Raw genomic sequence first — 21568 nt, forward strand, 5'->3', positions numbered from 1 at the left:
CAACTCGTTTCTTTAACGACGAACATATCTACCACGAACAATGAGAAAGATTGTAAGGAAATTACAAGAGTAAAAAAAGTATGCAGAAAAGTTGCTGGCTATTTGTTTAATCGTTAATGACGATGGAGAACATAAATTGCTGAAAAACCGGCCATATTCATAAGTAAAATGATTGAGCTTACCTCGGTAGAGGGCTCTGGCTTATCGAATCTGGCAGTTTCTTCTGATTTTCGTTGTTTTACTTTGACAATCGGCTGTGCATTTGCGAAAACATCTGGGTAAGAGGAAATTTTTTGTATGTGAACAGTTAAAAGCTCGGCTTTTTATTCGTTTTTGCGCAGGCAGGCCCTTGGGCCACGGATATGACGTGATGGCCTTCTTCGTTGGTCAGTAATACATGGGGCGATAACGAGAAGTTAATGACTGTTGATATACAAAATAAGCAGCGTGTCTTCTTTAAGGGTAACTCTGATACATGAGGTCTATCGGGGTAAAGCGGTGCAGGGAAAAGTGAAGAGAGACAATAATAATGGTAGACACTAAAAAGCGACCAGGAAAAGATCTCGATCGTATTGATCGTAACATCCTGAACGAATTGCAAAAAGATGGGCGTATTTCCAATGTCGAGCTTTCCAAACGTGTTGGGCTGTCGCCAACACCTTGTCTGGAGCGTGTGCGACGTCTGGAAAGACAGGGGTTCATTAATGGCTACACAGCGCTGCTAAACCCGCATTATCTGGATGCGTCACTGCTGGTTTTTGTTGAAATAACGCTGAACCGCGGTGCACCTGATGTGTTTGAACAGTTTAATTCTGCGGTGCAGAAGTTGGAAGAGATTCAGGAATGCCACCTGGTTTCCGGCGATTTTGACTACCTATTGAAAACGCGCGTACCCGACATGTCCGCTTACCGTAAACTCCTGGGCGAAACGCTGCTGCGTTTGCCGGGTGTAAACGACACCCGTACTTACGTGGTGATGGAAGAAGTGAAACAAAGTAACCGTCTGGTCATTAAGACTCGATAAACGCGTGGGTGTAAAACCCGATAAATTCAGCTACACTCCTGTGAATTTATACAGTCCCAGCGCCGGGGTTTCTCGGCGCTTTGTCATAAACCTTACAGGCCCCTGGAGAGACTCTTGAGCCAGGAATATACAGAAGATAAAGACGTTACCCTGAAAAAACTCAGCGGAACACGTCGTTTGCTTGAAGCGATTCTAATCGTTGTGGCACTTTTTGCGGTTTATCTCAGTGTCGCATTGCTCAGTTTCAGCCCCTCCGATCCCAGTTGGTCGCAGACTGCATGGCATGAACCTATCCATAACCTTGGTGGTGTGGCGGGTGCTTGGTTGGCCGATACGCTGTTCTTTATTTTTGGCGTTCTGGCCTATGCTATTCCGCCGATCATGTTATCCCTGTGCTGGGCCGCTTTCCGCCAGCGTGATAATCATCAATCCATTGAATATTTTACTTTCTCACTTCGCCTGATTGGGACGTTGGCGCTAATCCTGACTTCTTGCGGTTTGGCTGCGCTGAATATTGACGATCTCTACTATTTTGCTTCCGGTGGTGTATTGGGAAGTTTGTTGAGCAGTTCAATGATCCCGCGTTTTAACAGTATGGGCGCTACGCTGGTTCTGTTGTGCGTATGGGGGGCTGGGTTAACGTTGTTTACTGGCTGGTCATGGCTAACCATTGCCGAAAAAATTGGTGCGGGTGTATTGGGCTGTCTGACGTTCATGTCAAACCGCTCACGTCGCGATGAGGATGAGGAGTATCGCGAAGAACACGGTCGTGAAGAAGATGAGAACGAGGTGCTTAGCTTGCATCACGATGAAGCATCAGGTGAAGCGGCAACACAACAGCGTGATGACGATGACGTCCTGTTTTCTGCTCCCCCGGTTCCGGTTGCTAATGCCGTACACGATACGATGGCAGATAGCACGATAGAGACGGTATCACCTTCAACTGGAAACGAGCCAGCCGCTACACAGCCGATACTCTCAGCAGAAAGGCCAGCGGCAGCATGGTCTGATGCACCCGTGTCTGGCACTGTGCCGCCAATTACCCCATCTGCGATCGACTCGACGCCGCCGCTGTATTCGTTTGAGGTTCCTGAAGCGCCTATAACGACGCCAGATCCCCATGGCAGTGTGTCTATTCCTTATGGAAATGCTTACGAGAATCGTGTTGTACCGCCGATCGTCATGCCATCATCAGAGATTCAACCGTTTGCTGAGCCATCACAATCTGCACGCGATACCGATTTCAATGCGAATAACACTTTTACGCCGGCGTTCAGTGCTGATGCGGATGATAATCCGCAGATTAAACGCGGCGTAGGGCCGGAACTGCCGCGCCCGAATCCGGTTCGGATTCCTACTCGCCGCGAGCTGGCGTCGTATGGAATAAAGTTACCGTCGCAGCGGCTAGCCGAAGAACAAGCCAGGTTACAGGCGCAGAGCGGTAGCGCAGAGGCGGAGTTAACGAACGACGTGTATCAGGAAGAAACGCCGGATGACATCGCCCTGCAAGAAACTGCGTTGCAACAAGCGTATTTGGATCAGCAGCGTCAGCGTTATGGCGACGAGTATCCGTTACAGGAAGACGATGAAGACACACTCTTGCAAGCCCAACTAGCCAAAGATTTCGCTGCACAGCAGCAGGTTCGTTATGATGCCATCGCGTCACAACCTAATGAGATAACGCCTGTGCCGACAGTGTCACCTGCGGCCAGTGAGTCGGTTCGCCCAACGCCTGTAGCACCGCATAACGCCTTTTCATTCTCGCCGTTCAGCGCAGAAAATGAGCGCGAATCTGAACCGCATGTTTTTAGCGAGTCCTCGACTTTACCGCCGTCCTATCGCGCCGAGCCAGCGCTTCCGCCGATACACGCTGGTGAAGATGAGGACGATGACGACGATAAGCACAGCCCGCTGATGTTTGGCCAGCCAGTGCAACCGACACCAACGCCTGTTGAGGCGGTGAAACAGGAAAATGCGGCAGTGCCAGCGCATCATCCGGCAATGGATGGCCTGATTCATCCGTTCCTGATGCGTAATGAACAACCGTTGCAGAAGCCGACTACGCCACTGCCAACGTTGGATTTGTTGACCCCTCCACCCGCAAGTGAAGCCCCTGTTGATAATTTTGCGTTGGAACAAACTGCACGATTGATTGAAGCGCGTCTGGCTGATTTTCGCGTAAAAGCGGATGTGGTCGATCACTCTCCAGGACCGGTAATCACACGGTTTGAATTGGATCTGGCACCGGGCGTTAAAGCGGCCCGTATCTCGAACTTGTCGCGTGATTTGGCGCGCTCATTGTCGGTTGTCGCTGTGCGTATTGTTGAAGTGATTCCCGGTAGACCCTATGTCGGGCTGGAATTGCCTAATGCACACCGCCAGACCGTGTATCTGCGAGAAGTGCTGGACTGTGACGCGTTCCGGGATAATCCTTCGCCATTGTCGATCGTATTGGGGAAAGACATAGCGGGTGAACCTGTGGTTGCCGATCTGGCGAAAATGCCGCACTTGCTGGTTGCGGGTACGACGGGGTCAGGCAAGTCGGTCGGCGTCAATGCCATGATCATCAGTATGTTGTATAAAGCGACGCCAGAAGATGTGCGTTTTATCATGATCGACCCGAAAATGTTGGAACTCTCAGTGTACGAAGGTATCCCGCATTTGCTGACTGAAGTCGTAACCGACATGAAGGATGCAGCAAATGCATTACGCTGGTGTGTCGGTGAAATGGAACGCCGCTACAAGCTGATGTCGGCGCTTGGCGTGCGTAATTTGGCGGGGTACAACGAACGGGTCATGACGGCAAATGCGATGGGACGCCCGATTCCCGATCCGTTCTGGAAGCCGGGTGACAGTATGGATATGACACCGCCGGTGCTGGAGAAACTGCCATATATTGTTGTCATGGTCGATGAATTTGCCGACCTGATGATGGCGGTAGGTAAAAAAGTTGAAGAACTGATTGCCCGACTGGCGCAAAAAGCGCGTGCTGCGGGAATTCACTTGGTACTGGCGACGCAACGTCCTTCCGTTGATGTGATCACCGGGTTGATCAAAGCAAACATTCCGACGCGTATCGCGTTTACCGTTTCCAGCAAGATTGACTCACGGACTATCCTCGATCAAGGGGGGGCGGAATCGCTCTTGGGAATGGGGGATATGCTGTATATGGCACCTAACTCCTCGATCCCTGTTCGTGTTCATGGCGCTTTTGTGCGTGATGAGGAAGTGCATGCCGTGGTCCAAGACTGGAAAGCGCGGGGTCGCCCTCAATATATCGATAATATTGTCAGCGGTGGCGATGATGGGGAAGGCGGAAGCCTCGGCCTTGATGGCGATGAAGAACTCGATCTGCTGTTCGATCAGGCGGTGGAATTTGTCGTCGATAAGCGTCGTGCATCCATTTCCGGCGTACAGCGTCAGTTCCGAATTGGCTATAACCGCGCTGCGCGAATTGTTGAGCAAATGGAAGCGCAAGGCATCGTCAGTTCTCCTGGACACAATGGTAATCGTGAGGTATTGGCACCACCATCAATGGAATAACAACACGGTATCAGTTGAAATGACTCAACCATAAGGGCTGCGTGTGCAGCCCTTATGCAAAGAAGCGTAAATGCGCTAATAAGCAGATAATTCACCTATCACTGTCCGAGTGGGTTCAGATAACATAGATTCATCAATCACAGTGGTTCACAAAGTAACGGTGATCTACAAAGAACATCGACGCAACATTATGCGTTTGGCCTTTATAGACAAGGCCGGTTATATCAGGAAATTCAAAGGATTATGCGTATGAAAAAGTGGTTAGCTATCAGTTGCCTTATTGCGGGAATGACGTCGACCGCTGTCTATGCGGACGCAGCAAAAGATTTACAGGGGCGCCTCAATAAAGTAAACAGTTTCCACGCAAACTTCAGCCAGACCGTCACCAGCGCGGATGGCGCAGCGGTGCAGGAAGGGGAAGGGGAATTGTGGTTAAAGCGCCCTAACTTATTTAACTGGAAAACAACATCACCCGATGAAAGTGCATTGATTTCCGACGGGAAAACACTCTGGTTTTACAATCCGTTTGTTGAGCAGGTCACGGCGACCTGGCTGAAAGATGCAACAGGCAACACACCGTTCATTCTGATTACGCGTAACGATACCAGCGACTGGGATAAATATGATGTGCTTCAGAAAGGTGATGATTTCGAACTTACGCCGAAGTCAGCGAGCGGCAATCTGAAGCAGTTCGCGATTAATGTGACGACAAACGGCACGATCAAGCAATTTACCGCGACGGAACAGGATGGGCAGCGCAGTACCTATGTACTGAAAAATCAGCAAAACGGCGCTGTTAATGCCGCACGGTTTACGTTTACGCCACCGAAGGGCGTCACGCTGGACGATCAGCGTCAGTGAGGCCAGCGTGAGCAACCTGTCACTTGATTTTTCCCATAATGAATTCCAACCTCTGGCCGCGCGCATGCGGCCAGCAACATTGGCGCAATATATCGGCCAACAGCACCTGTTAGGTGTCGGTAAGCCACTGCCACGAGCCATTGAGGCAGGGCAGTTGCACTCGATGATTCTTTGGGGACCGCCAGGAACGGGAAAAACGACGCTAGCAGAATTAATTGGCCATTACGGACAGGCAGATGTCGAGCGTATTTCTGCCGTAACGTCTGGCATCAAAGAGATTCGCGAAGCAATTGAACGCGCTCGGCAAAATCGAAATGCAGGGCGACGTACCATTTTGTTTGTCGATGAAGTTCATCGCTTCAATAAAAGCCAGCAGGACGCTTTTCTGCCACATATCGAAGATGGCACGATCACCTTCATTGGCGCGACAACGGAAAACCCTTCTTTTGAACTCAATTCCGCATTGTTATCGCGCGCCCGCGTCTATTTGCTAAAAGCATTGACGGCAGAAGATATCGAACAGGTGTTATTGCAGGCGATGAGCGACCGTGAGCGTGGATACGGTGAGCAGAATATTGTCCTGCCAGCTGAAACGGGTCGAATGCTGGCAGAGCTGGTCAATGGCGATGCCAGACGTGCGCTGAATAGTCTGGAAATGATGGCGGACATGGCAGAAATTGATGCGCAGGGCATGCGCGTCCTGACGCCAGCACTCCTCAACGAAATTGCTGGTGAGCGCAGTGCCCGTTTTGATAACAAGGGCGATCGCTATTATGATCTGATTTCGGCTTTGCATAAATCAGTGAGAGGTTCTGCGCCGGATGCGGCACTTTATTGGTACGCCCGAATCATCACCGCTGGCGGCGATCCGCTGTATGTTGCGCGGCGACTGTTGGCGATTGCCTCTGAAGATGTCGGCAATGCCGATCCACGCGCGATGCAGGTGGCTATTTCTGCCTGGGATTGCTTCACCCGTGTTGGGCCGGCAGAAGGGGAGCGCGCCATCGCTCAGGCGATCGTTTACTTGGCCTGTGCACCCAAAAGTAACGCGGTATATAGCGCTTTCAAAGCAGCAATGCAGGATGCTCGTGAGAAGCCTGACTACGATGTTCCCGAACATTTGCGCAATGCACCTACCCGGTTGATGAAAGAAATGGGACTCGGAGCAGAGTATCGATATGCACACAATGAACCTAATGCCTATGCGGCGGGTGAGAGCTACTTTCCGCCTGAATTGGCGGATACACACTATTATGTGCCTACCTCGCGTGGCCTTGAGGGCAAAATTGGTGAAAAGCTCGCCTGGCTTGCTACTCAGGATCAAAATAGCCCGACAAAACGCTACCGTTGAACTAAGCGTTGCGGTAAGGTTATTGAGGTATTTTTTGAAACTGGCGCGCTAAGCGCGCCGTGTTCGCCATCATTTCATTTGATAATCATAAGCACAGGATTAGCATGCTCGATCCCAATTTACTGCGTAATGAGCTAGACGCAGTCGCCGAAAAGTTACTGGCTCGCAGAGGCTTTAAGCTGGATGTTGATACCCTGCGCAAGCAGGAAGAACGTCGTAAGGTATTGCAGGTAGAAACCGAAAACCTACAAGCAGTGCGTAATTCCCGATCGAAAGAGATTGGTGCAGCGAAAGCACGCGGTGAAGATATCGAGCCTTTGCGTCGTGAAGTTAACACATTAGGCGAAAAACTGGATGCCGCGAAAGCAGAGCTGGATCAGTTGCAGAATGAAATTCGCGATCTGGCGTTAACGATACCAAACCTGCCAGACGACTCCGTACCGCTTGGTAAGGACGATTCACAAAACCAGGAAGTCACTCGCTGGGGCGAGCCGCGTAAGTATGATTTCGCCGTGCGCGATCATGTTGAACTCGGTGAGATGGCTGCCGGACTGGATTTTGCCGCAGCGGTGAAATTAACTGGTGCGCGTTTTGTTGTGATGAAGGGACAGATTGCTCGTCTGCATCGTGCGCTTTCCCAGTTCATGTTGGATTTGCATACACAGCAGCATGGCTATCAGGAAGCGTATGTTCCTTATCTGGTAAACCACGCCACGTTATACGGTACGGGGCAGTTGCCTAAGTTTGGTGAGGATCTATTCCACACTAATCCGTTAAGCGAAGAAGCAGAAAGCAGCCAATATGCGCTGATCCCAACGGCTGAAGTTCCGCTGACTAATCTGGTGCGTGACGAGATTCTTGATGAAGAATCCTTGCCATTGAAAATGACCGCACACACGCCGTGTTTCCGCTCTGAAGCGGGGTCGTATGGCCGCGATACGCGTGGATTGATCCGTATGCACCAGTTTGACAAAGTTGAATTGGTGCAAATCGTCCGCCCTGAAGATTCTATGCGGGCGTTGGAAGAATTAACGACCCATGCTGAAACGGTGCTGCAACTGCTGAAATTGCCTTACCGCAAAGTGTTGCTGTGCACAGGGGATATGGGTTTTGGTTCCACCAAAACTTACGATTTGGAAGTTTGGCTGCCAGCGCAGGACACGTACCGTGAAATCTCTTCCTGCTCAAACATGTGGGATTTCCAGGCGCGTCGTATGCAGGCGCGCTGCCGCAGTAAGTCCGATAAGAAGACCCGTCTGGTTCACACGTTGAACGGTTCGGGACTGGCAGTTGGTCGTACACTGGTGGCGGTTTTGGAAAACTACCAGCAGGCCGATGGCCGTATTGAGATTCCTGAAGTGCTGCGTCCTTATATGGGCGGGCTGGAATTTATTGGTTAACCTCTGTTATCAGAATAAAGCGCCTCAGGGCGCTTTTTTTACGTCATCCGTTCGGTAATATTTTTTTATCGTAAAAATAATTTATCTATCCCATATCGCTTTTGTTATTTAATTTTTAAGCTAAAAATATTTTAAAATCAGATAAATAGTAGCCTTCTGTTTTCAAAGCTATGACCCTTTCTATGAGTGTTGATTAATTCTTTCAATCTATAATTTAAGAAAGAACTTTTCGCACTTTTTGCCCGGATTGACTTTTATATGCACAGTGGCATGATGCGCTCACTCTTCTCCCGTTGTTTGGTTATCCACTTCGCTATGTCTGCTTATTCCCCCCCAGTGCTGCTATTGCTCTGCGGACTTCTGCTGCTGACCGTTTGTATTGCGGTATTAAATACTCTGGTTCCACTTTGGCTGGCTTATCAGACTCTGCCTGTCTGGCAGGTGGGTCTGGTTGGTTCATCTTATTTCGGTGGCAATCTGGTTGGAACGCTATTAGCTGGCAAGCTAATCAAATTTTATGGTTTTAATCGCAGCTATTATTTCGCCGCTTTATTATTTGGCATCGCGATTGTGGGGCTTGGCATTTCTGCGGATATTGGCAACTGGTTGTTCTGGCGTTTTCTTGCTGGGATTGGCTGTGCATTGATTTGGGTTGTGGTCGAAAGTGCCTTGTTGTGTAGTGGAACACCGACGCAAAGAGGGCAACTGTTGGCTGCTTATATGATCGCTTATTACCTCGGTAGTGTGGTTGGACAGTTACTGCTTGGCGTGTTACCTACTTCATTATTGAGTGTGCTGCCGTGGATGGCGGCATTAGTTATTTTAGCCGTATTACCCTTGCTGTTTACTCGTCTCCCGACTCCGCCAGAACAGCGCGCAAAGCCCGTCAATATGTGGAAAATGCTGACATATCGCAGTGCGCGTTTAGGTGTACACGGCTGTATTATTTCTGGCGCAATTTTAGGTTCGTTGTATGGTCTGATGCCGCTGTATCTCTCCCATCAGGGGATGAATGATGCGCAGGTTGGATACTGGATGGCGCTGTTGATCAGCGCAGGCATCATTGGCCAATGGCCTGTTGGGCGTATGGCGGATCGCTATGGTCGATTGTTGGTTCTTCGGGTGTTGGTTTTTGTGGTGATTGTGGGCTGTATTGCCATGCTCAGTATCAGCCACTATGCCATGGCACCGTCGCTCTTCCTGTTGGGAAGCGCTGGTTTTACGCTGTACCCCGTTGCTATGTCATGGGCATGTGAAAAAGTGAGCCCTGATGAACTCGTGGCAATGAATCAAGCGTTGCTCCTCAGCTACACGCTTGGCAGCCTTTGTGGGCCAAGCGTTGCTGCGGTATTGATGCAGAGCTACTCCGATCGGTTGCTGTTTGTACTGATTGCTGCCATTGCTATGATCTACTTGATGCTGTTGCTCAGAAAAGCCGACCATCATCCAACGCCATTAGCTGCTGCTTGAGTTAGTGAGATCGAGGCTGGCCAGTGAGCTTTTTCCAGCCTCTACCATGTTATTCCATAGTGCTTCGGCTACTGGGCTAAGACGCTGTTTTGCGTTTCGCACCAGATAAAATATGCTGGTTAGCTTTAATCGATCTGGAGCAACGGCTGCAAGCCTCCCTTTTTCCACCCAAGATGCTGCATAATGGTCGGGGAGAAAACCAATATGGGTTCCCGCAAGCAGAAGTAATAGACTTCCTTCAAGATGCCAAGCTGTCTGATGGTAACCTTGCTTTGATACGGAACCTAGTTGTTTAGATATTTCGTTGACAGCGTGTCCACCAATTAGCAGTCTGCGAGGGTTTAATTCACCATTGAGCCATTCACGCTCGATCATTTCAGCATTTTCTGCTAGAGAATAAAAGTAGCTGTGTTCAACAAAGACCGGTTGATAAAAAATGTCTGCGGGGATGTCATCGGGTAAGGCGCTTAGAACAACATCGAGATGCCCATTTTTTAATCGTTCCATTAGTGGAAGGTATTCCATAATTTCGATTTCGACATTGACTTCCGGACTTTGGTCATAAAGATGAGATATCGCTTGTGATACAACGTTATTGGGGTGTGTGGCGATATTATCTAGGCAGCCAAGCTTTACCTTACCTATCAGTTGATGTTTGATTCGAGCTAGTCTGTTCGCGAAATCATCGAGTGTGGAAATGACCGACTTTGCCTCCTGATAGACAACTTCACCTTCAGTTGTTAAGGCAAAACCCCCTCTGCCACGTTCACACAAAACAAGCCCCAACGTATCTTCAAGTCGAGACAGGTAGTGACTTAGAACGGGTTGGCTTAAGCCTGTTGCAGTTTGTGCATTAGTAATCCCTTGTTTTTCAACAATTTTACAGAAAAGTTTTAACCAGCGAATCTCCAGTTTATCTAAGCGCATAGCATTTCCTTCGCATACATTACATATTTGAATGTTAACATCAAAATATATCTGTATTAATCGATATGAAACCCATTTATCTTGTTCTCACACCACATCATTGATGTGGTTGCCACAAAAGTGTGGTTTTATGCGTCACACCAGGGTCTCTCATAAGCACGATGGTGTTGTTAGCTTGCTAGCGACACCATTGTTCTATACGTCGTCAAGCAACCTCTATAAAATATCACAACGATACAATAATTATTTGCTGCTTATTAATGGAGGAATTATGTCTCAAGGGAATGCTGTGCCTGAAAAACAACTACAGGAGCGGCAAATCTATGATTATGAATACGAACCAGTCCCTGCTGAAGCCAGAAAAAGCTGGTATGTCATTGCCTTGATATGGCTGGCTATAGGGATCGATATTTCTGGTTTATTTTTAGGATCTTTTCTAAGTAGTGGGTTGCCATTTTCTCAGGCTGTCAGTGCCACGCTGATTGGATCAGCCTTGCTGGGTGTTCTTGCTGCATTATGTGCTAACGTCGGTTATGGATGTGGGCTATCAACCACGCTACTCAGTATCTCCGTTTTTGGGCGATTAGGTGGGAAAGTGATTGGCGTATTTTCCGCTGTTTCACTGGTTGGGTGGTTTGCTTTTCAACTTGATTTCTTTGGTGTGATGCTGCAAAAAGCACTGTCACATTATCAACTTGAACCTGGGCGCTTTTTCATCCTGCTTTTTGGTATGGCACTCATGGCATCGACAGCCATTTGGGGAGTTCGTGCGTTAGGGAAACTAAGCGCATTAAGTGTCCCGTTAATGCTTATACTCATCGTATCAGGAATATATCTTGCGGCTAGCGGCCATTCTTTTCCCGCCGAAGTTGTCATTAAGAATCCGATAAGCTTGGGGAGCGCTATTTCTTACGTGATTTCTATCTGGATAGTGGCTGCAAGTATTATGTCGCCTGATATCGCGCGTTATTCCAGGACACGTAAAGATGCCATATTAGGCTCAGGCTTGGGATTCTTACTGGGAAATAGTGCAACGATTCTTGTCGCGCTCATATTGACCCATATGGTTGGCAGTGACGATTTGGTCGAAATATTTTTTACTATCGGGCTCGGTGTTTCAGCTATTGTGATTTTAATTTTCGCGCAATGGACGACGAATAGTTCTAATTTAATTTCAGCTTCATTAGGCCTCTCTGTTGTTGTCAGAATAATATCCCGGCCAATACTCGTTGTGTTGATGGCATTTGCTGGTCTGCTTTTGGCTTATAACGGTATGATTAATAACTTTACTCAGTTTTTGTCGTTACTGGGTGTCCTGATTTCCCCTATTGCAGGGGTTTACCTTGCTGAATATTACTTTTTTGACTCTTCGCGTCTAAAGCAGGACGCATCACAACCACCATTACTGAATATTTGTGCATCTATCGCATGGTTATGTGGCAGTTCTGTCAGCTTGTTAACCGCTACAGATTTTTTTGATTTGTTCACGATAACATCTGTTTCTACGTTGGATGGCATAGTTATCAGTCTGGTAATGTATATCATTATGCGGAAAATGTTCCCGCAGTTGGTTGAATCGTCCGACTCACTCTCTAAATCCTAGTTTGCTTAGTGGGTATTGGATAAGTAATGGTCTGCTATATTGATTTTGAAATGATTGATGACATTGCGCTAGGAGCCTCAATTCTTGGCACTGGCGGCGGTGGAGATCCGTATTTGGGATCATTAATTGCAAAAAATGCTTTGCGCCACGGGAAGCCCGTAACGTTATGCAATTTGGATGGTATAAAGGATAACGATCTTTTTATCCCATGCAGCACGATGGGGGCGCCGACAGTCTCTGTGGAAAAAATCATTTCACCGCAGCAAATCCTTCTGGCATTTGAAACAATGGAAAATTATCTCGCAGAATCAGCTGCTGGAACTTTTTCTATCGAAGTCGGCGGCATCAACTCACTGATACCGTTAGTCGTTGCGGCTGCAAAAGGTGTCCCCGTCGTCGATTGTGACGCGATGGGGAGAGCCTTCCCCGAAGCGCAGATGGTGACCTTTTTCCTTGATGGTTTATCTTCGGCACCCAATACGCTGGCTGATGAGAAAGGTAACTCGGTTATCCTTAATCCAGTTGATGGTGTGTGGTCTGAACGGTTAGCCAGAGCCATTACGGAACAGATGGGGGCCGCCTGCGCCATGTGCGATTATCCATTACGCGGTAGTCAACTTAAGCGTAGTGCGATTAAAGGGACGCTCACACTGGCGCAGGATATCGGAAAAATGCTACGTCAGGCTCATCAGTCAGGTAGTCACCCAGTACAGTCTCTGCTTACGGTGTTAAATGGTCATCTCGTTGCATCAGGAAAAATTGTTGATGTAGTGCGGCGCACAACCGGCGGTTTTGCTCGGGGCAAGGTAGTGATTGATGGCATCGGAAGCGACAAAGGTGAATCGTTCACTGTGCTTTTCCAGAATGAGCTATTGCTAGCGTATCGTTCATCACAAACGACCAATCCTACACAGGATAATCTGCTGGCGGTGGTTCCTGACTTAATTTCTATAGTAGACAGCGAAACCGGACGCCCGATTATTACGGAGCATTTACGGTATGGGCAGCGAGTCGATGTTATTGCCTATCCGTGCAATGAAAAATGGCGAACGCCGAAAGGGATTGATGTTGCGGGTCCAGAGTATTTCGGTTATCCGGTGCAGTATGTACCGATAGAACAGCTTGTAAATCGCTGAGGCTTTTCCCCGATGTTACATAAACATGATTACCGACTCGGGATTGATGTCGGCGGCACAAACACGGATGCGGCAATTTTAGATGCTGACCTGCGCTGTATTGCGACGGCCAAATGTCCTACCAGCATGGACATCTACAGCGGTATCGAACGGGCGATTGCTGAGGTATTGGCGCAGTCTGGCATCGCGCCGCAGCATATTCATTATGCAATGTTAGGCACAACACAATGTACTAATGCGATTGTCGAGCGGAAAGGGCTGGATCGCGTCGGATTATTACGCCTGAGTTTGCCAAGCAGCGATAGCGTCCCACCGCTGTTTGGCTGGGATGACGAATGGCAAAAGACGTTAGGCGAGCATTTCTATCAACTTCACGGTGGCTATGAATTCGATGGCCGAGAGATTCATCCTGTATTATTGGATGAAGTGCGAGCGGTCTGTGACAAGATGCGTGGCTATGTGGATAGCGTGGCTATCTGCGGCGTATTTTCCCCAGTAAATAGTGCGCAGGAATTGCAGGTTGCTCGGTGGGTGAATGCGGCATTGCCTGATGTTTCTCTGTCGTTATCTCATCGGATTGGCAGCACGGGATTGCTGGAAAGAGAAAATGCGACGATCCTGAATGCGGCATTGCAAAGCACGGCAAATCGTTTTGTTAACGGCTTTACTCAAGCGCTAACCCGTCACGGCATTAACGCTACGCCATTTTTTGGGCAAAACGATGGTACGTTGATGTCCGAAAGTATCGTGAAGCAATATCCCATTTTGACGATGGCCTGTGGGCCGACGAACTCGATTCGTGGGGCGTGCCACCTTTCGGGATTGGATAATGCATTGATTATTGATGTCGGCGGCACGACAACAGATATTGGTGTGTTGGTGAATGGTTTTCCGCGTGAATCGTCAATCGCCGTTGAAGTGGGGGATGTGCGGACGAATTTCAGAATGCCAGATATTATTTCTATCGGTATTGGCGGCGGCACCTGCGTGCGGCAGTCTCAGGATAGAACGATCACCATTGGGCCTGACAGTGTTGGCTATCGTCTTCTTGAACAAGGCGTCAGTTTTGGCGGGAAAACGTTAACGCTTAGCGATATTATGCTGCAACTTCATCGTGAGCGATGGACATCAGCGTTTTCTCATCCGCTGCCCCAGTTGGATAAAACGCTTTGTCAACAGGCTTATCGTCAGATGATTGATAAAGTGGAAAGTGCTATCGATCGGATTAAATCGTCGAGTGCGGCTATTCCTGCGGTGCTTGTCGGCGGCGGAAGTATTTTGTTGCCTGAAGTTTTATCTGGCATCAGCCAGGTTGTGCGTCCGCTGAATTTCGATGCGGCAAATGCAGTGGGTGTTGCGTTAGGGAAGGTGGGGGCGCAGATCGAGCGCGTTGTGAAAATGCCGGATCATGACCGTGAAAAGATAAAAAACGAATTGCAACAGCAAACGATTTGTCTTGCAGAAGAGACGGGAGCTATATCAGGTAGCGTTGAAATCATTGATTATCAGGAAATTCCGTTGGCTTATCTGCCAGGAAATGCGGTGCAGGTGAAAATCAAAGCGGCAGGGAATCTGGCTTAGCACACTGTGTAACGATGCGCTGATGTTTATCTCTTGAAATGAAAATAGCGCGCCGTGGGCGCGCCATTTTTTCAGAAAGCGTCAAAGATTAGTAGATGACCTTGTGGCCGTAGCTTTCAAGAATCGATTTAACGCGATCCATCGTATCGGCCTTCGGCGGTTTCACACCGTCTAATTTGTACTCTTCGCCCATTGCGATCCACTTGTGTTTACCAAGCTCGTGATAGGGCAGAAGTTCAATTTTCTCGATGTTTGTCATATCTTTCGTGAACTCTCCCAATTTGTGCGCGGATGCGTCGTCGTCAGACCAGCCGGGAACCACGACATAACGTATCCAGGTTCGCTGGTTACGCTTTGCCAGATAACGAGCGAAGTCCAGAGTGCGATGATTCGATACGCCAACTAAATTTTGGTGTATGTCATCGTTCATTTGCTTCAGATCGAGCATCACTAAATCGCTGACGTCCAATAGCTTGTCAATGACGGGATCGTAACGGCGCACAAATCCATTGGTGTCCAGACAGGTATTGATACCTTCTGCTTTACAGGCGCGGAACCAGTCACGTACAAACTCGGCTTGCAGTATGGCCTCACCGCCCGATGCCGTTACGCCGCCACCGGATGCATTCATAAAGTGGCGATAGGTCACGACTTCTTTCATGAGTTCTTCAACCGTCACTTCCTTACCGCCGTGTGTATCCCAGGTATCACGGTTATGGCAATACAGACAGCGCATTAGGCAGCCCTGGAAGAAGATGATGAAACGGATGCCTGGGCCATCGACGGTACCGCAGGATTCAAAGGAGTGGATGCGACCGATTACTGACATTGCGAGGTTTTCTCCAAATTTGACCGGACAATAGCGGCCTTTATGAGCGCAGTCATGAGAAAGCGGGTATCGATCTGGCAGACGTTTCTGACAGAAGGACACCGTGTGACAGATGCTGCGTCGAATCTGTTTTGCAGGCCATCCACATTGAGCCAGCGTAGCTGGCTGGCAAAACAGGCTAACAATCTGAACAATAAAGCTAACAATCTGAACAATAAATAAGGGTAAGAAAAAGGCCCCACTGACGTGGAGCCTTTATTTTACGCCTTTTCAGACAGCCATGGAAATTAGATTGACTGTGTGAAAGTACGGGTAATGACGTCTTGCTGCTGTTCTTTCGTCAGTGAGTTGAAACGTACGGCATAGCCAGATACACGGATAGTCAACTGCGGATATTTTTCCGGGTTTTCCATCGCATCAAGTAGCATTTCACGGTTCATGACGTTGACGTTCAAGTGCTGGCCACCTTCGATGCTGGCTTCATGATGGAAGTAACCATCCATCAGGCCAGCAAGGTTCGCTTTACGCACGTTATCGTCTTTACCCAACGCGTTAGGGACGATGGAGAAAGTATAAGAAATACCATCTTTCGCGTAAGCAAACGGCAGTTTGGCAACAGAAGTCAGAGAAGCAACGGCACCTTTCTGGTCACGACCATGCATTGGGTTAGCACCTGGTCCGAATGGTGCACCTGCGCGGCGCCCGTCCGGCGTGTTACCCGTTTTCTTACCATATACCACGTTAGAGGTGATGGTCAGAACAGACTGAGTCGGGGTTGCGCCACGGTAGGTATTCAGTTTCTGAATTTTCTTCATGAAACGTTCAACCAGATCACAAGCCAGTTCATCTACGCGTGCATCGTTGTTACCGAATTGCGGATACTCACCTTCGATATCAAAGTCGATAGCCAGGCCATCTTCATCACGAATCGGCTTAACTTTGGCATATTTGATGGCAGACAAGGAGTCAGCAGCAACAGACAGACCGGCGATACCACACGCCATGGTACGGAACACGTCACGATCGTGCAGTGCCATCAGCGATGCTTCGTAGCTGTATTTGTCGTGCATGTAGTGGATGACATTCAGCGCGGTGACATATTGCTTAGCCAGCCAATCCATGAAGTGATCCATACGATCCATCACTTCGTCGAAGTTCAGAACATCGCCTTTGATTGGTTCTGATTTAGGACCAACCTGCATTTTCAGTTTTTCGTCCACGCCGCCATTGATAGCGTACAGCATGGTTTTCGCCAGGTTCGCACGAGCACCGAAGAACTGCATTTGTTTGCCAACGATCATCGGGCTTACGCAACAAGCAATCGCGTAGTCATCGTTGTTAAAGTCAGGACGCATCAAATCGTCATTCTCGTATTGCAGAGAAGAGGTATCGATGGAGACTTTAGCCGCATAATTTTTAAAGCTTTGTGGCAGTTTTTCAGACCACAGAATGGTCATGTTCGGCTCTGGAGACGGCCCCATGGTGTACAGCGTGTTCAGGAAGCGGAAACTGGTTTTGCTCACCAGTGTACGACCATCCAGACCCATACCAGCCAGAGACTCTGTTGCCCAAATCGGGTCACCAGAGAACAGCTCATCATACTCAGGTGTACGCAGGAAACGCACCATACGCAGTTTCATGACCAGATGGTCAATCATTTCCTGAGCGTCTTCTTCTGTGATTTTGCCTGCTTTCAAATCGCGATCGATGTAGATATCCAGGAAGGTGGAGACACGTCCGAAGGACATTGCTGCACCATTCTGTGATTTAACCGCAGCCAGGTAGCCAAAGTAAGTCCACTGAACGGCTTCCTGAGCTGTCGCTGCTGGGCCAGAAATATCACAGCCGTATTTAGCGGCCATTTCTTTAATTTGGCTCAGTGCATGATGCTGATCGGCAATTTCTTCACGCAGACGGATTGTTGCTTCCAGATCTTCACCGTTTTCCAGTTTGGATTGCAGAGAAGTGAACTGAGCAAACTTGTCTTTCATCAGGTAGTCGATACCGTACAGCGCAACGCGACGGTAGTCACCGATGATACGGCCACGGCCATAAGCATCTGGCAGACCAGTCAGAACGCCAGACTTACGACAACGCAGGATGTCTGGAGTGTAAACATCGAACACGCCTTGGTTATGCGTTTTGCGGTACTCGGTGAAGATTTTTTTCAGTTGAGGATCCAGTTCACGACCGTAAACTTTGCATGAACCTTCAACCATTTTGATGCCGCCAAATGGAATCAACGCACGTTTCAACGGCGCATCAGTCTGCAAACCAACGATTTTTTCCAGACCCTTGTTGATGTATCCCGCGTCGTGAGACGTGATAGTTGCAGCAACATTGGTATCAAAATCAACAGGCGCATGAGTACGGTTTTCCTGTTTGATGCCTTCCATGACGCTGTCCCACAGCGCTGAGGTCGCTTGAGTTGCGCCAGCCAGGAAAGACTCATCACCTTCATACGGCGTGTAGTTTTTCTGGATAAAGTCACGAACGTTGACGTTATCCTGCCATTCACCTTTGCTAAAGCCTTGCCATGCATTGGCCAATTTTTCATTCAGCTCGGTCATTTTACACCTACCTTTGATATGGATTTCTTAAAACCCGACGTTGCGGCCGATAGCACCTTAGTGGTGCTTGTCTCCACCGCGCAAATAAATTACCCAATATGTCAAACCGACCATTACGCCGCCGCCGATGATATTCCCTAGGGTGACGGGAATCAGGTTATCGGTAATGAAATGGCTAACGGTTAAATGTTCAAACTGAGACGGTACCATGCCAATGGCATTCCAGAATTCCGGGGTCGCAAAATTTTTGATAACGATGCCCATAGGAATCATGAACATGTTGGCGATGCTGTGCTCAAAGCCGCTGGCAACGAACATCGCGACAGGCAGAATCATGGCAAACATTTTGTCTGTAAGCGTACGACCAGAGTAGCTCATCCATACGGCCAGACAAACCATCAGATTAGCTAAGATACCCAAGCACAATGCTTCAACAAATGTATGCTCAAGCTTGTGCTCAGCCGTTTGCAGAACGTTCAGACCCCATGCACCGTTTGCGACCATATGCTCTCCTGAGAACCAAATAAGTCCAACGAAGAAAAGCGCGCCAATCAGGTTGCCGACATAAACATTAGCCCAGTTACAGGCTAGTTGCTTCCAGGTAATACGTCCACTGGCTTTAGCAATCACGATGAGAACAGTTGAGGTAAACAAGTCTGCGCCGCAGACGACAACCAGCATGAGACCAAGGGAGAAACAAATGCCCCCGATCAATTTCGCGATGCCGAAAGGAATCGTCGCTGTCCCTGTGGTAGCCGTAATATAAAAGACGAAGGCGATCGAAATAAATACACCCGCAGTGATCGCTAAATAAAACGTCGTGCACGGTTGTTTGGTAGCTTTATAGACTCCGGCGTCTTCAGCAACTTTTGCCATAGCGGCCGGTAGTAATAGAGTGAAGGGGTTGTCAGCTTTCACACTAACTCTCTCTTAAAATTTATCAGCGTTGAGATACTAACAAAGCAGTATACGGCAAAATTTGACGTGGATCATATTGCAAGAAATTAACGGGGTGATGGGGAGGGTGGGATACTGTGATTTAATGGGTAATATATTGAATATTATGGTAAAAAAATATTTTAATTTTTACAAAAAGAGTTGAATGATAGACGTTAAACCTACCGATTTAGCGTTAATGAAAATCATGTTTTGTAGAATTTCAGTACCGCCTTGTCGAGGTAATTTAATTAAAAATTCACCATTCAATAACAATATTCTGATTATGCATCACGAATAATAAAATATTGTCCTTCAGACAACAAAATAGCCCTTTTAAATGAAGGGCTATTGGGGTTATTTACAACAGAGCGTAGACATTATTTTGACTGCCAATAACGGCGTTTCGCCTGTTGCAGCTTTTCATAGGCCGCCAGCAGTGACTGATGCGCAGGTAAAGAGGCAAAGGTATCGTCTACGGCAAACAGGCCGTAGAAGCACGCTTCGCCAGCAACGGCGGCACTGGCGACATCAACCGTCTCACTACCGTACATTTTGGTAAAGGCATCGTAGTATTCAGCGGGATTGCGTTCAGGATCGAGCGCCAACAGCAGCAGGGTTTGCAGGCAACGATAGTAATTGCTGCGTTGTGTGCTGAAGACTGAATCGTTGAAATCCTGCGTCCATTCTGTCCAAGTCAGCGCCTGATCCAGGTCGCCGCCGGCCAGCGCCAACATGGCTTTCAATTCGCCAACGCGCAGAGTGAACCAGCCATTATCTTTGCCGGTGGCAATACCAAGCAACTCGCGTACGCGGGTGAAGTCATCCAGCCCTTCGTCATCCAACTGTTGTAACAATGTCAGATACGCTTCTTGTTCCCATTTGCTGTCAGGCAGAGCCAACAGCGTGTCACGCAGATGAGCACCCATGCTGTTATTGGCCAACAGCAGATCGTCAGCAGGATAGATGTCCGACATTCCTGGTACGATGATACGGCAGGCATAAACAGCCAGATGCTCATAGTCAGCAATGTAGACCTCTTTATCTTCCTGCTTGAAGATCGCCATCAGCGTGGCGAATTCTTCTTCTGTTGACCCTTTAAAGCTCCAGTCAGCAAATTCATAATCTGCCTCTTTTTTGAACATATCCCAGGAGATCAGGCCGCTGGAATCGATAAAGTGGGTTTCCAGATTAGCGTGCTCGGCCACTTCTTCATCATCAAACGTCGGCGGAGTGAAGACATCCAGATCTTTCAGGCCGCGGCCTTGCAGCAGTTCGGTGACGGTACGCTCCAGCGCTACGCCGAAGTCAGGGTGGGCGCCGAAGGAGGCAAAGCAGGTGCCGTTGGCGGGATTAAACAGCACCACGCAGATGACCGGATATTTTCCGCCCAGTGAGGCATCGTAAGAGAAAATCGGGAAACCTTCTTTTTCCAACGTTGCAATAGCTTTGACCACGCCTGGGTAGCGGTTCAACACCTCTTGCGGGATTTCCGGCAGGCTGATGGATTCGGCAATGATGCGGTTTTTGATACTGCGCTCGAATACTTCAGACAGCCCCTGAACACGGGCTTCGTTGGCTGTGTTACCCGCGGACATCCCGTTAGAAACGTACAGGTTACCGATGATATTCATCGGAATATAGACGGTTTGCTGATCGGACTGACGGGTAAATGGCAGCGCGCAAATACCTCTGTCGGCATTGCCGGATTGCAGATCGATCAGATCGCTAGCACTCAGTTCCTGTTCAGGATCGTAAAACAGGTGTAGGCGAGCATCCAAAATCCCTTCCGGCAGAGTATCGTCTTCCGGGATCGGGAACCATTTTTCATTCGGATAGTGAACGAAATCACCGCTAGCGATAGTTTTGCCGAGGTAGAAATCAGCAAAAAAATAGTTGGTGGACAGGCGCTCGAAATACTCGCCTAACGCAGAAGCCAGAGCCGCTTTCTTACTGGCGCCTTTGCCGTTAGTGAAGCAAAGTGGGCAATCACGGTCTCGAATATGGACAGACCAGACGTTTGGCACCGGGTTCAGCCATGACGCTTCTTCGATGTTAAACCCCAGGTCCTGGAGCTGCTGTTGAAAACGGGCGATGGAATCTTCCAGGGCGGCGTCTTTGCCTGGGATAAACGTTTGAGTCATGGTGTTCACTCTTATCGAGATTAGCGGAAGCGGCATGATACGGATTTTTCTGTCTGGACTCTATGTATTCATAACAGATCGGCAACAGTGAAAAAGCACAGACTGCGTAACGTGCCGTTTTGCATAATGAAAGCGCAATAAGCGTTGCAGCCGTGATGGACGAGTGATAAAACCGATAGTAGGGTAAAAGTAG

At 48.6% G+C, this 21568-nt stretch carries 15 protein-coding genes; 10 read left to right on the top strand and 5 right to left on the bottom strand.

Annotated elements, in window-relative coordinates; all coding sequences use genetic code 11:
• Positions 1–529 precede the first annotated feature (529 nt).
• The 6 genes from lrp to AACH44_RS08775 all read left to right on the top strand — a co-directional run bounded on the left by lrp (position 530) and on the right by AACH44_RS08775 (position 9649).
• Positions 530–1024, top strand: coding sequence for a leucine-responsive transcriptional regulator Lrp (gene lrp / locus AACH44_RS08750; protein ID WP_005967536.1), 495 nt, complete (start codon positions 530–532; stop codon positions 1022–1024).
• Positions 1025–1138: 114 nt separating this feature from the next.
• Positions 1139–4567, top strand: coding sequence for a DNA translocase FtsK 4TM domain-containing protein (locus tag AACH44_RS08755; RefSeq protein ID WP_261849187.1), 3429 nt, complete (start codon positions 1139–1141; stop codon positions 4565–4567).
• A gap of 249 nt (positions 4568–4816) precedes the next feature.
• Positions 4817–5428: an outer membrane lipoprotein chaperone LolA gene (gene lolA / locus AACH44_RS08760; RefSeq protein ID WP_261849188.1), complete on the top strand. Its 612-nt coding sequence runs from the start codon at positions 4817–4819 to the stop codon at positions 5426–5428.
• Between the two features lie 7 nt (positions 5429–5435).
• Positions 5436–6779 carry a replication-associated recombination protein A gene (locus AACH44_RS08765; RefSeq protein WP_261849228.1) on the top strand — a complete coding sequence of 448 codons (1344 nt, stop codon included), beginning with the start codon at positions 5436–5438 and terminating at the stop codon, positions 6777–6779.
• A gap of 104 nt (positions 6780–6883) precedes the next feature.
• Complete coding sequence (gene serS, locus AACH44_RS08770; protein ID WP_261849189.1) at positions 6884–8179, top strand: serine--tRNA ligase; 1296 nt, start codon at positions 6884–6886, stop codon at positions 8177–8179.
• A 315-nt stretch (positions 8180–8494) separates the two neighbouring features.
• On the top strand, positions 8495–9649 hold the full coding sequence (locus tag AACH44_RS08775) for an MFS transporter (RefSeq protein WP_261849229.1): 1155 nt from the start codon (positions 8495–8497) through the stop codon (positions 9647–9649).
• Here the strand turns inward: AACH44_RS08775 and AACH44_RS08780 are convergent.
• A complete protein-coding gene (locus tag AACH44_RS08780; RefSeq protein WP_261849190.1) occupies positions 9635–10576 on the bottom strand; it encodes a LysR family transcriptional regulator in 942 nt (313 codons plus the stop codon). The genes AACH44_RS08775 and AACH44_RS08780 overlap by 15 nt on opposite strands.
• Before the next feature lie 271 nt (positions 10577–10847).
• Between AACH44_RS08780 and AACH44_RS08785 the strand changes: the two genes are divergently transcribed.
• Genes AACH44_RS08785 through AACH44_RS08795 form a run of 3 tightly spaced genes read left to right on the top strand, consistent with a single transcriptional unit; the run spans position 10848 to position 14896 of the window.
• The gene (locus AACH44_RS08785; protein WP_261849191.1) at positions 10848–12179 is read left to right on the top strand and encodes a cytosine permease; all 1332 of its coding nucleotides are present in this window, start codon (positions 10848–10850) and stop codon (positions 12177–12179) included.
• Positions 12180–12205: 26 nt separating this feature from the next.
• The gene (locus tag AACH44_RS08790) at positions 12206–13315 is read left to right on the top strand and encodes a DUF917 domain-containing protein (RefSeq protein ID WP_261849192.1); all 1110 of its coding nucleotides are present in this window, start codon (positions 12206–12208) and stop codon (positions 13313–13315) included.
• Between the two features lie 12 nt (positions 13316–13327).
• On the top strand, positions 13328–14896 hold the full coding sequence (locus tag AACH44_RS08795; protein WP_261849193.1) for a hydantoinase/oxoprolinase family protein: 1569 nt from the start codon (positions 13328–13330) through the stop codon (positions 14894–14896).
• A gap of 88 nt (positions 14897–14984) precedes the next feature.
• On the opposite strand, the gene pflA is transcribed toward AACH44_RS08795, so the two are convergent.
• The gene (gene pflA / locus AACH44_RS08800; protein ID WP_261849194.1) at positions 14985–15725 is read right to left on the bottom strand and encodes a pyruvate formate lyase 1-activating protein; all 741 of its coding nucleotides are present in this window, start codon (positions 15723–15725) and stop codon (positions 14985–14987) included.
• 54 nt (positions 15726–15779) lie between these two features.
• Between pflA and AACH44_RS08805 the strand changes: the two genes are divergently transcribed.
• Positions 15780–15947: a hypothetical protein gene (locus tag AACH44_RS08805; RefSeq protein ID WP_261849195.1), complete on the top strand. Its 168-nt coding sequence runs from the start codon at positions 15780–15782 to the stop codon at positions 15945–15947.
• 65 nt (positions 15948–16012) lie between these two features.
• On the opposite strand, the gene pflB is transcribed toward AACH44_RS08805, so the two are convergent.
• From pflB to ycaO, 3 genes are all read right to left on the bottom strand, one after another.
• Positions 16013–18295 carry a formate C-acetyltransferase gene (gene pflB / locus AACH44_RS08810; RefSeq protein ID WP_261849196.1) on the bottom strand — a complete coding sequence of 761 codons (2283 nt, stop codon included), beginning with the start codon at positions 18293–18295 and terminating at the stop codon, positions 16013–16015.
• Positions 18296–18352: 57 nt separating this feature from the next.
• Positions 18353–19213: a formate transporter FocA gene (gene focA / locus AACH44_RS08815; RefSeq protein WP_261849197.1), complete on the bottom strand. Its 861-nt coding sequence runs from the start codon at positions 19211–19213 to the stop codon at positions 18353–18355.
• Positions 19214–19611: 398 nt separating this feature from the next.
• Positions 19612–21375, bottom strand: a complete 1764-nt coding sequence (gene ycaO / locus AACH44_RS08820) for a 30S ribosomal protein S12 methylthiotransferase accessory factor YcaO (RefSeq protein WP_261849198.1) — start codon at positions 21373–21375, stop codon at positions 19612–19614.
• Between the last annotated feature and the right edge of the window lie 193 nt (positions 21376–21568).

Origin of the sequence: Pectobacterium araliae (assembly GCF_037076465.1) — a bacterium.
In the GTDB taxonomy this organism is placed as follows: Bacteria; Pseudomonadota; Gammaproteobacteria; order Enterobacterales; family Enterobacteriaceae; genus Pectobacterium; species Pectobacterium araliae.

Bases quoted from the DNA above. Each gene is read 5' to 3' on its own strand.
- pflA (WP_261849194.1), bottom strand. From the start codon at position 15,725: ATGTCAGTAATCGGTCGCATCCACTCCTTTGAATCCTGCGGTACCGTC.
- pflB (WP_261849196.1), bottom strand. From the start codon at position 18,295: ATGACCGAGCTGAATGAAAAATTGGCCAATGCATGGCAAGGCTTTAGC.
- lolA (WP_261849188.1), top strand. From the start codon at position 4,817: ATGAAAAAGTGGTTAGCTATCAGTTGCCTTATTGCGGGAATGACGTCG.
- AACH44_RS08790 (WP_261849192.1), top strand. From the start codon at position 12,206: ATGGTCTGCTATATTGATTTTGAAATGATTGATGACATTGCGCTAGGA.
- AACH44_RS08795 (WP_261849193.1), top strand. From the start codon at position 13,328: ATGTTACATAAACATGATTACCGACTCGGGATTGATGTCGGCGGCACA.
- serS (WP_261849189.1), top strand. From the start codon at position 6,884: ATGCTCGATCCCAATTTACTGCGTAATGAGCTAGACGCAGTCGCCGAA.
- ycaO (WP_261849198.1), bottom strand. From the start codon at position 21,375: ATGACTCAAACGTTTATCCCAGGCAAAGACGCCGCCCTGGAAGATTCC.
- AACH44_RS08785 (WP_261849191.1), top strand. From the start codon at position 10,848: ATGTCTCAAGGGAATGCTGTGCCTGAAAAACAACTACAGGAGCGGCAA.
- AACH44_RS08780 (WP_261849190.1), bottom strand. From the start codon at position 10,576: ATGCGCTTAGATAAACTGGAGATTCGCTGGTTAAAACTTTTCTGTAAA.
- AACH44_RS08805 (WP_261849195.1), top strand. From the start codon at position 15,780: ATGAGAAAGCGGGTATCGATCTGGCAGACGTTTCTGACAGAAGGACAC.
- lrp (WP_005967536.1), top strand. From the start codon at position 530: ATGGTAGACACTAAAAAGCGACCAGGAAAAGATCTCGATCGTATTGAT.
- AACH44_RS08775 (WP_261849229.1), top strand. From the start codon at position 8,495: ATGTCTGCTTATTCCCCCCCAGTGCTGCTATTGCTCTGCGGACTTCTG.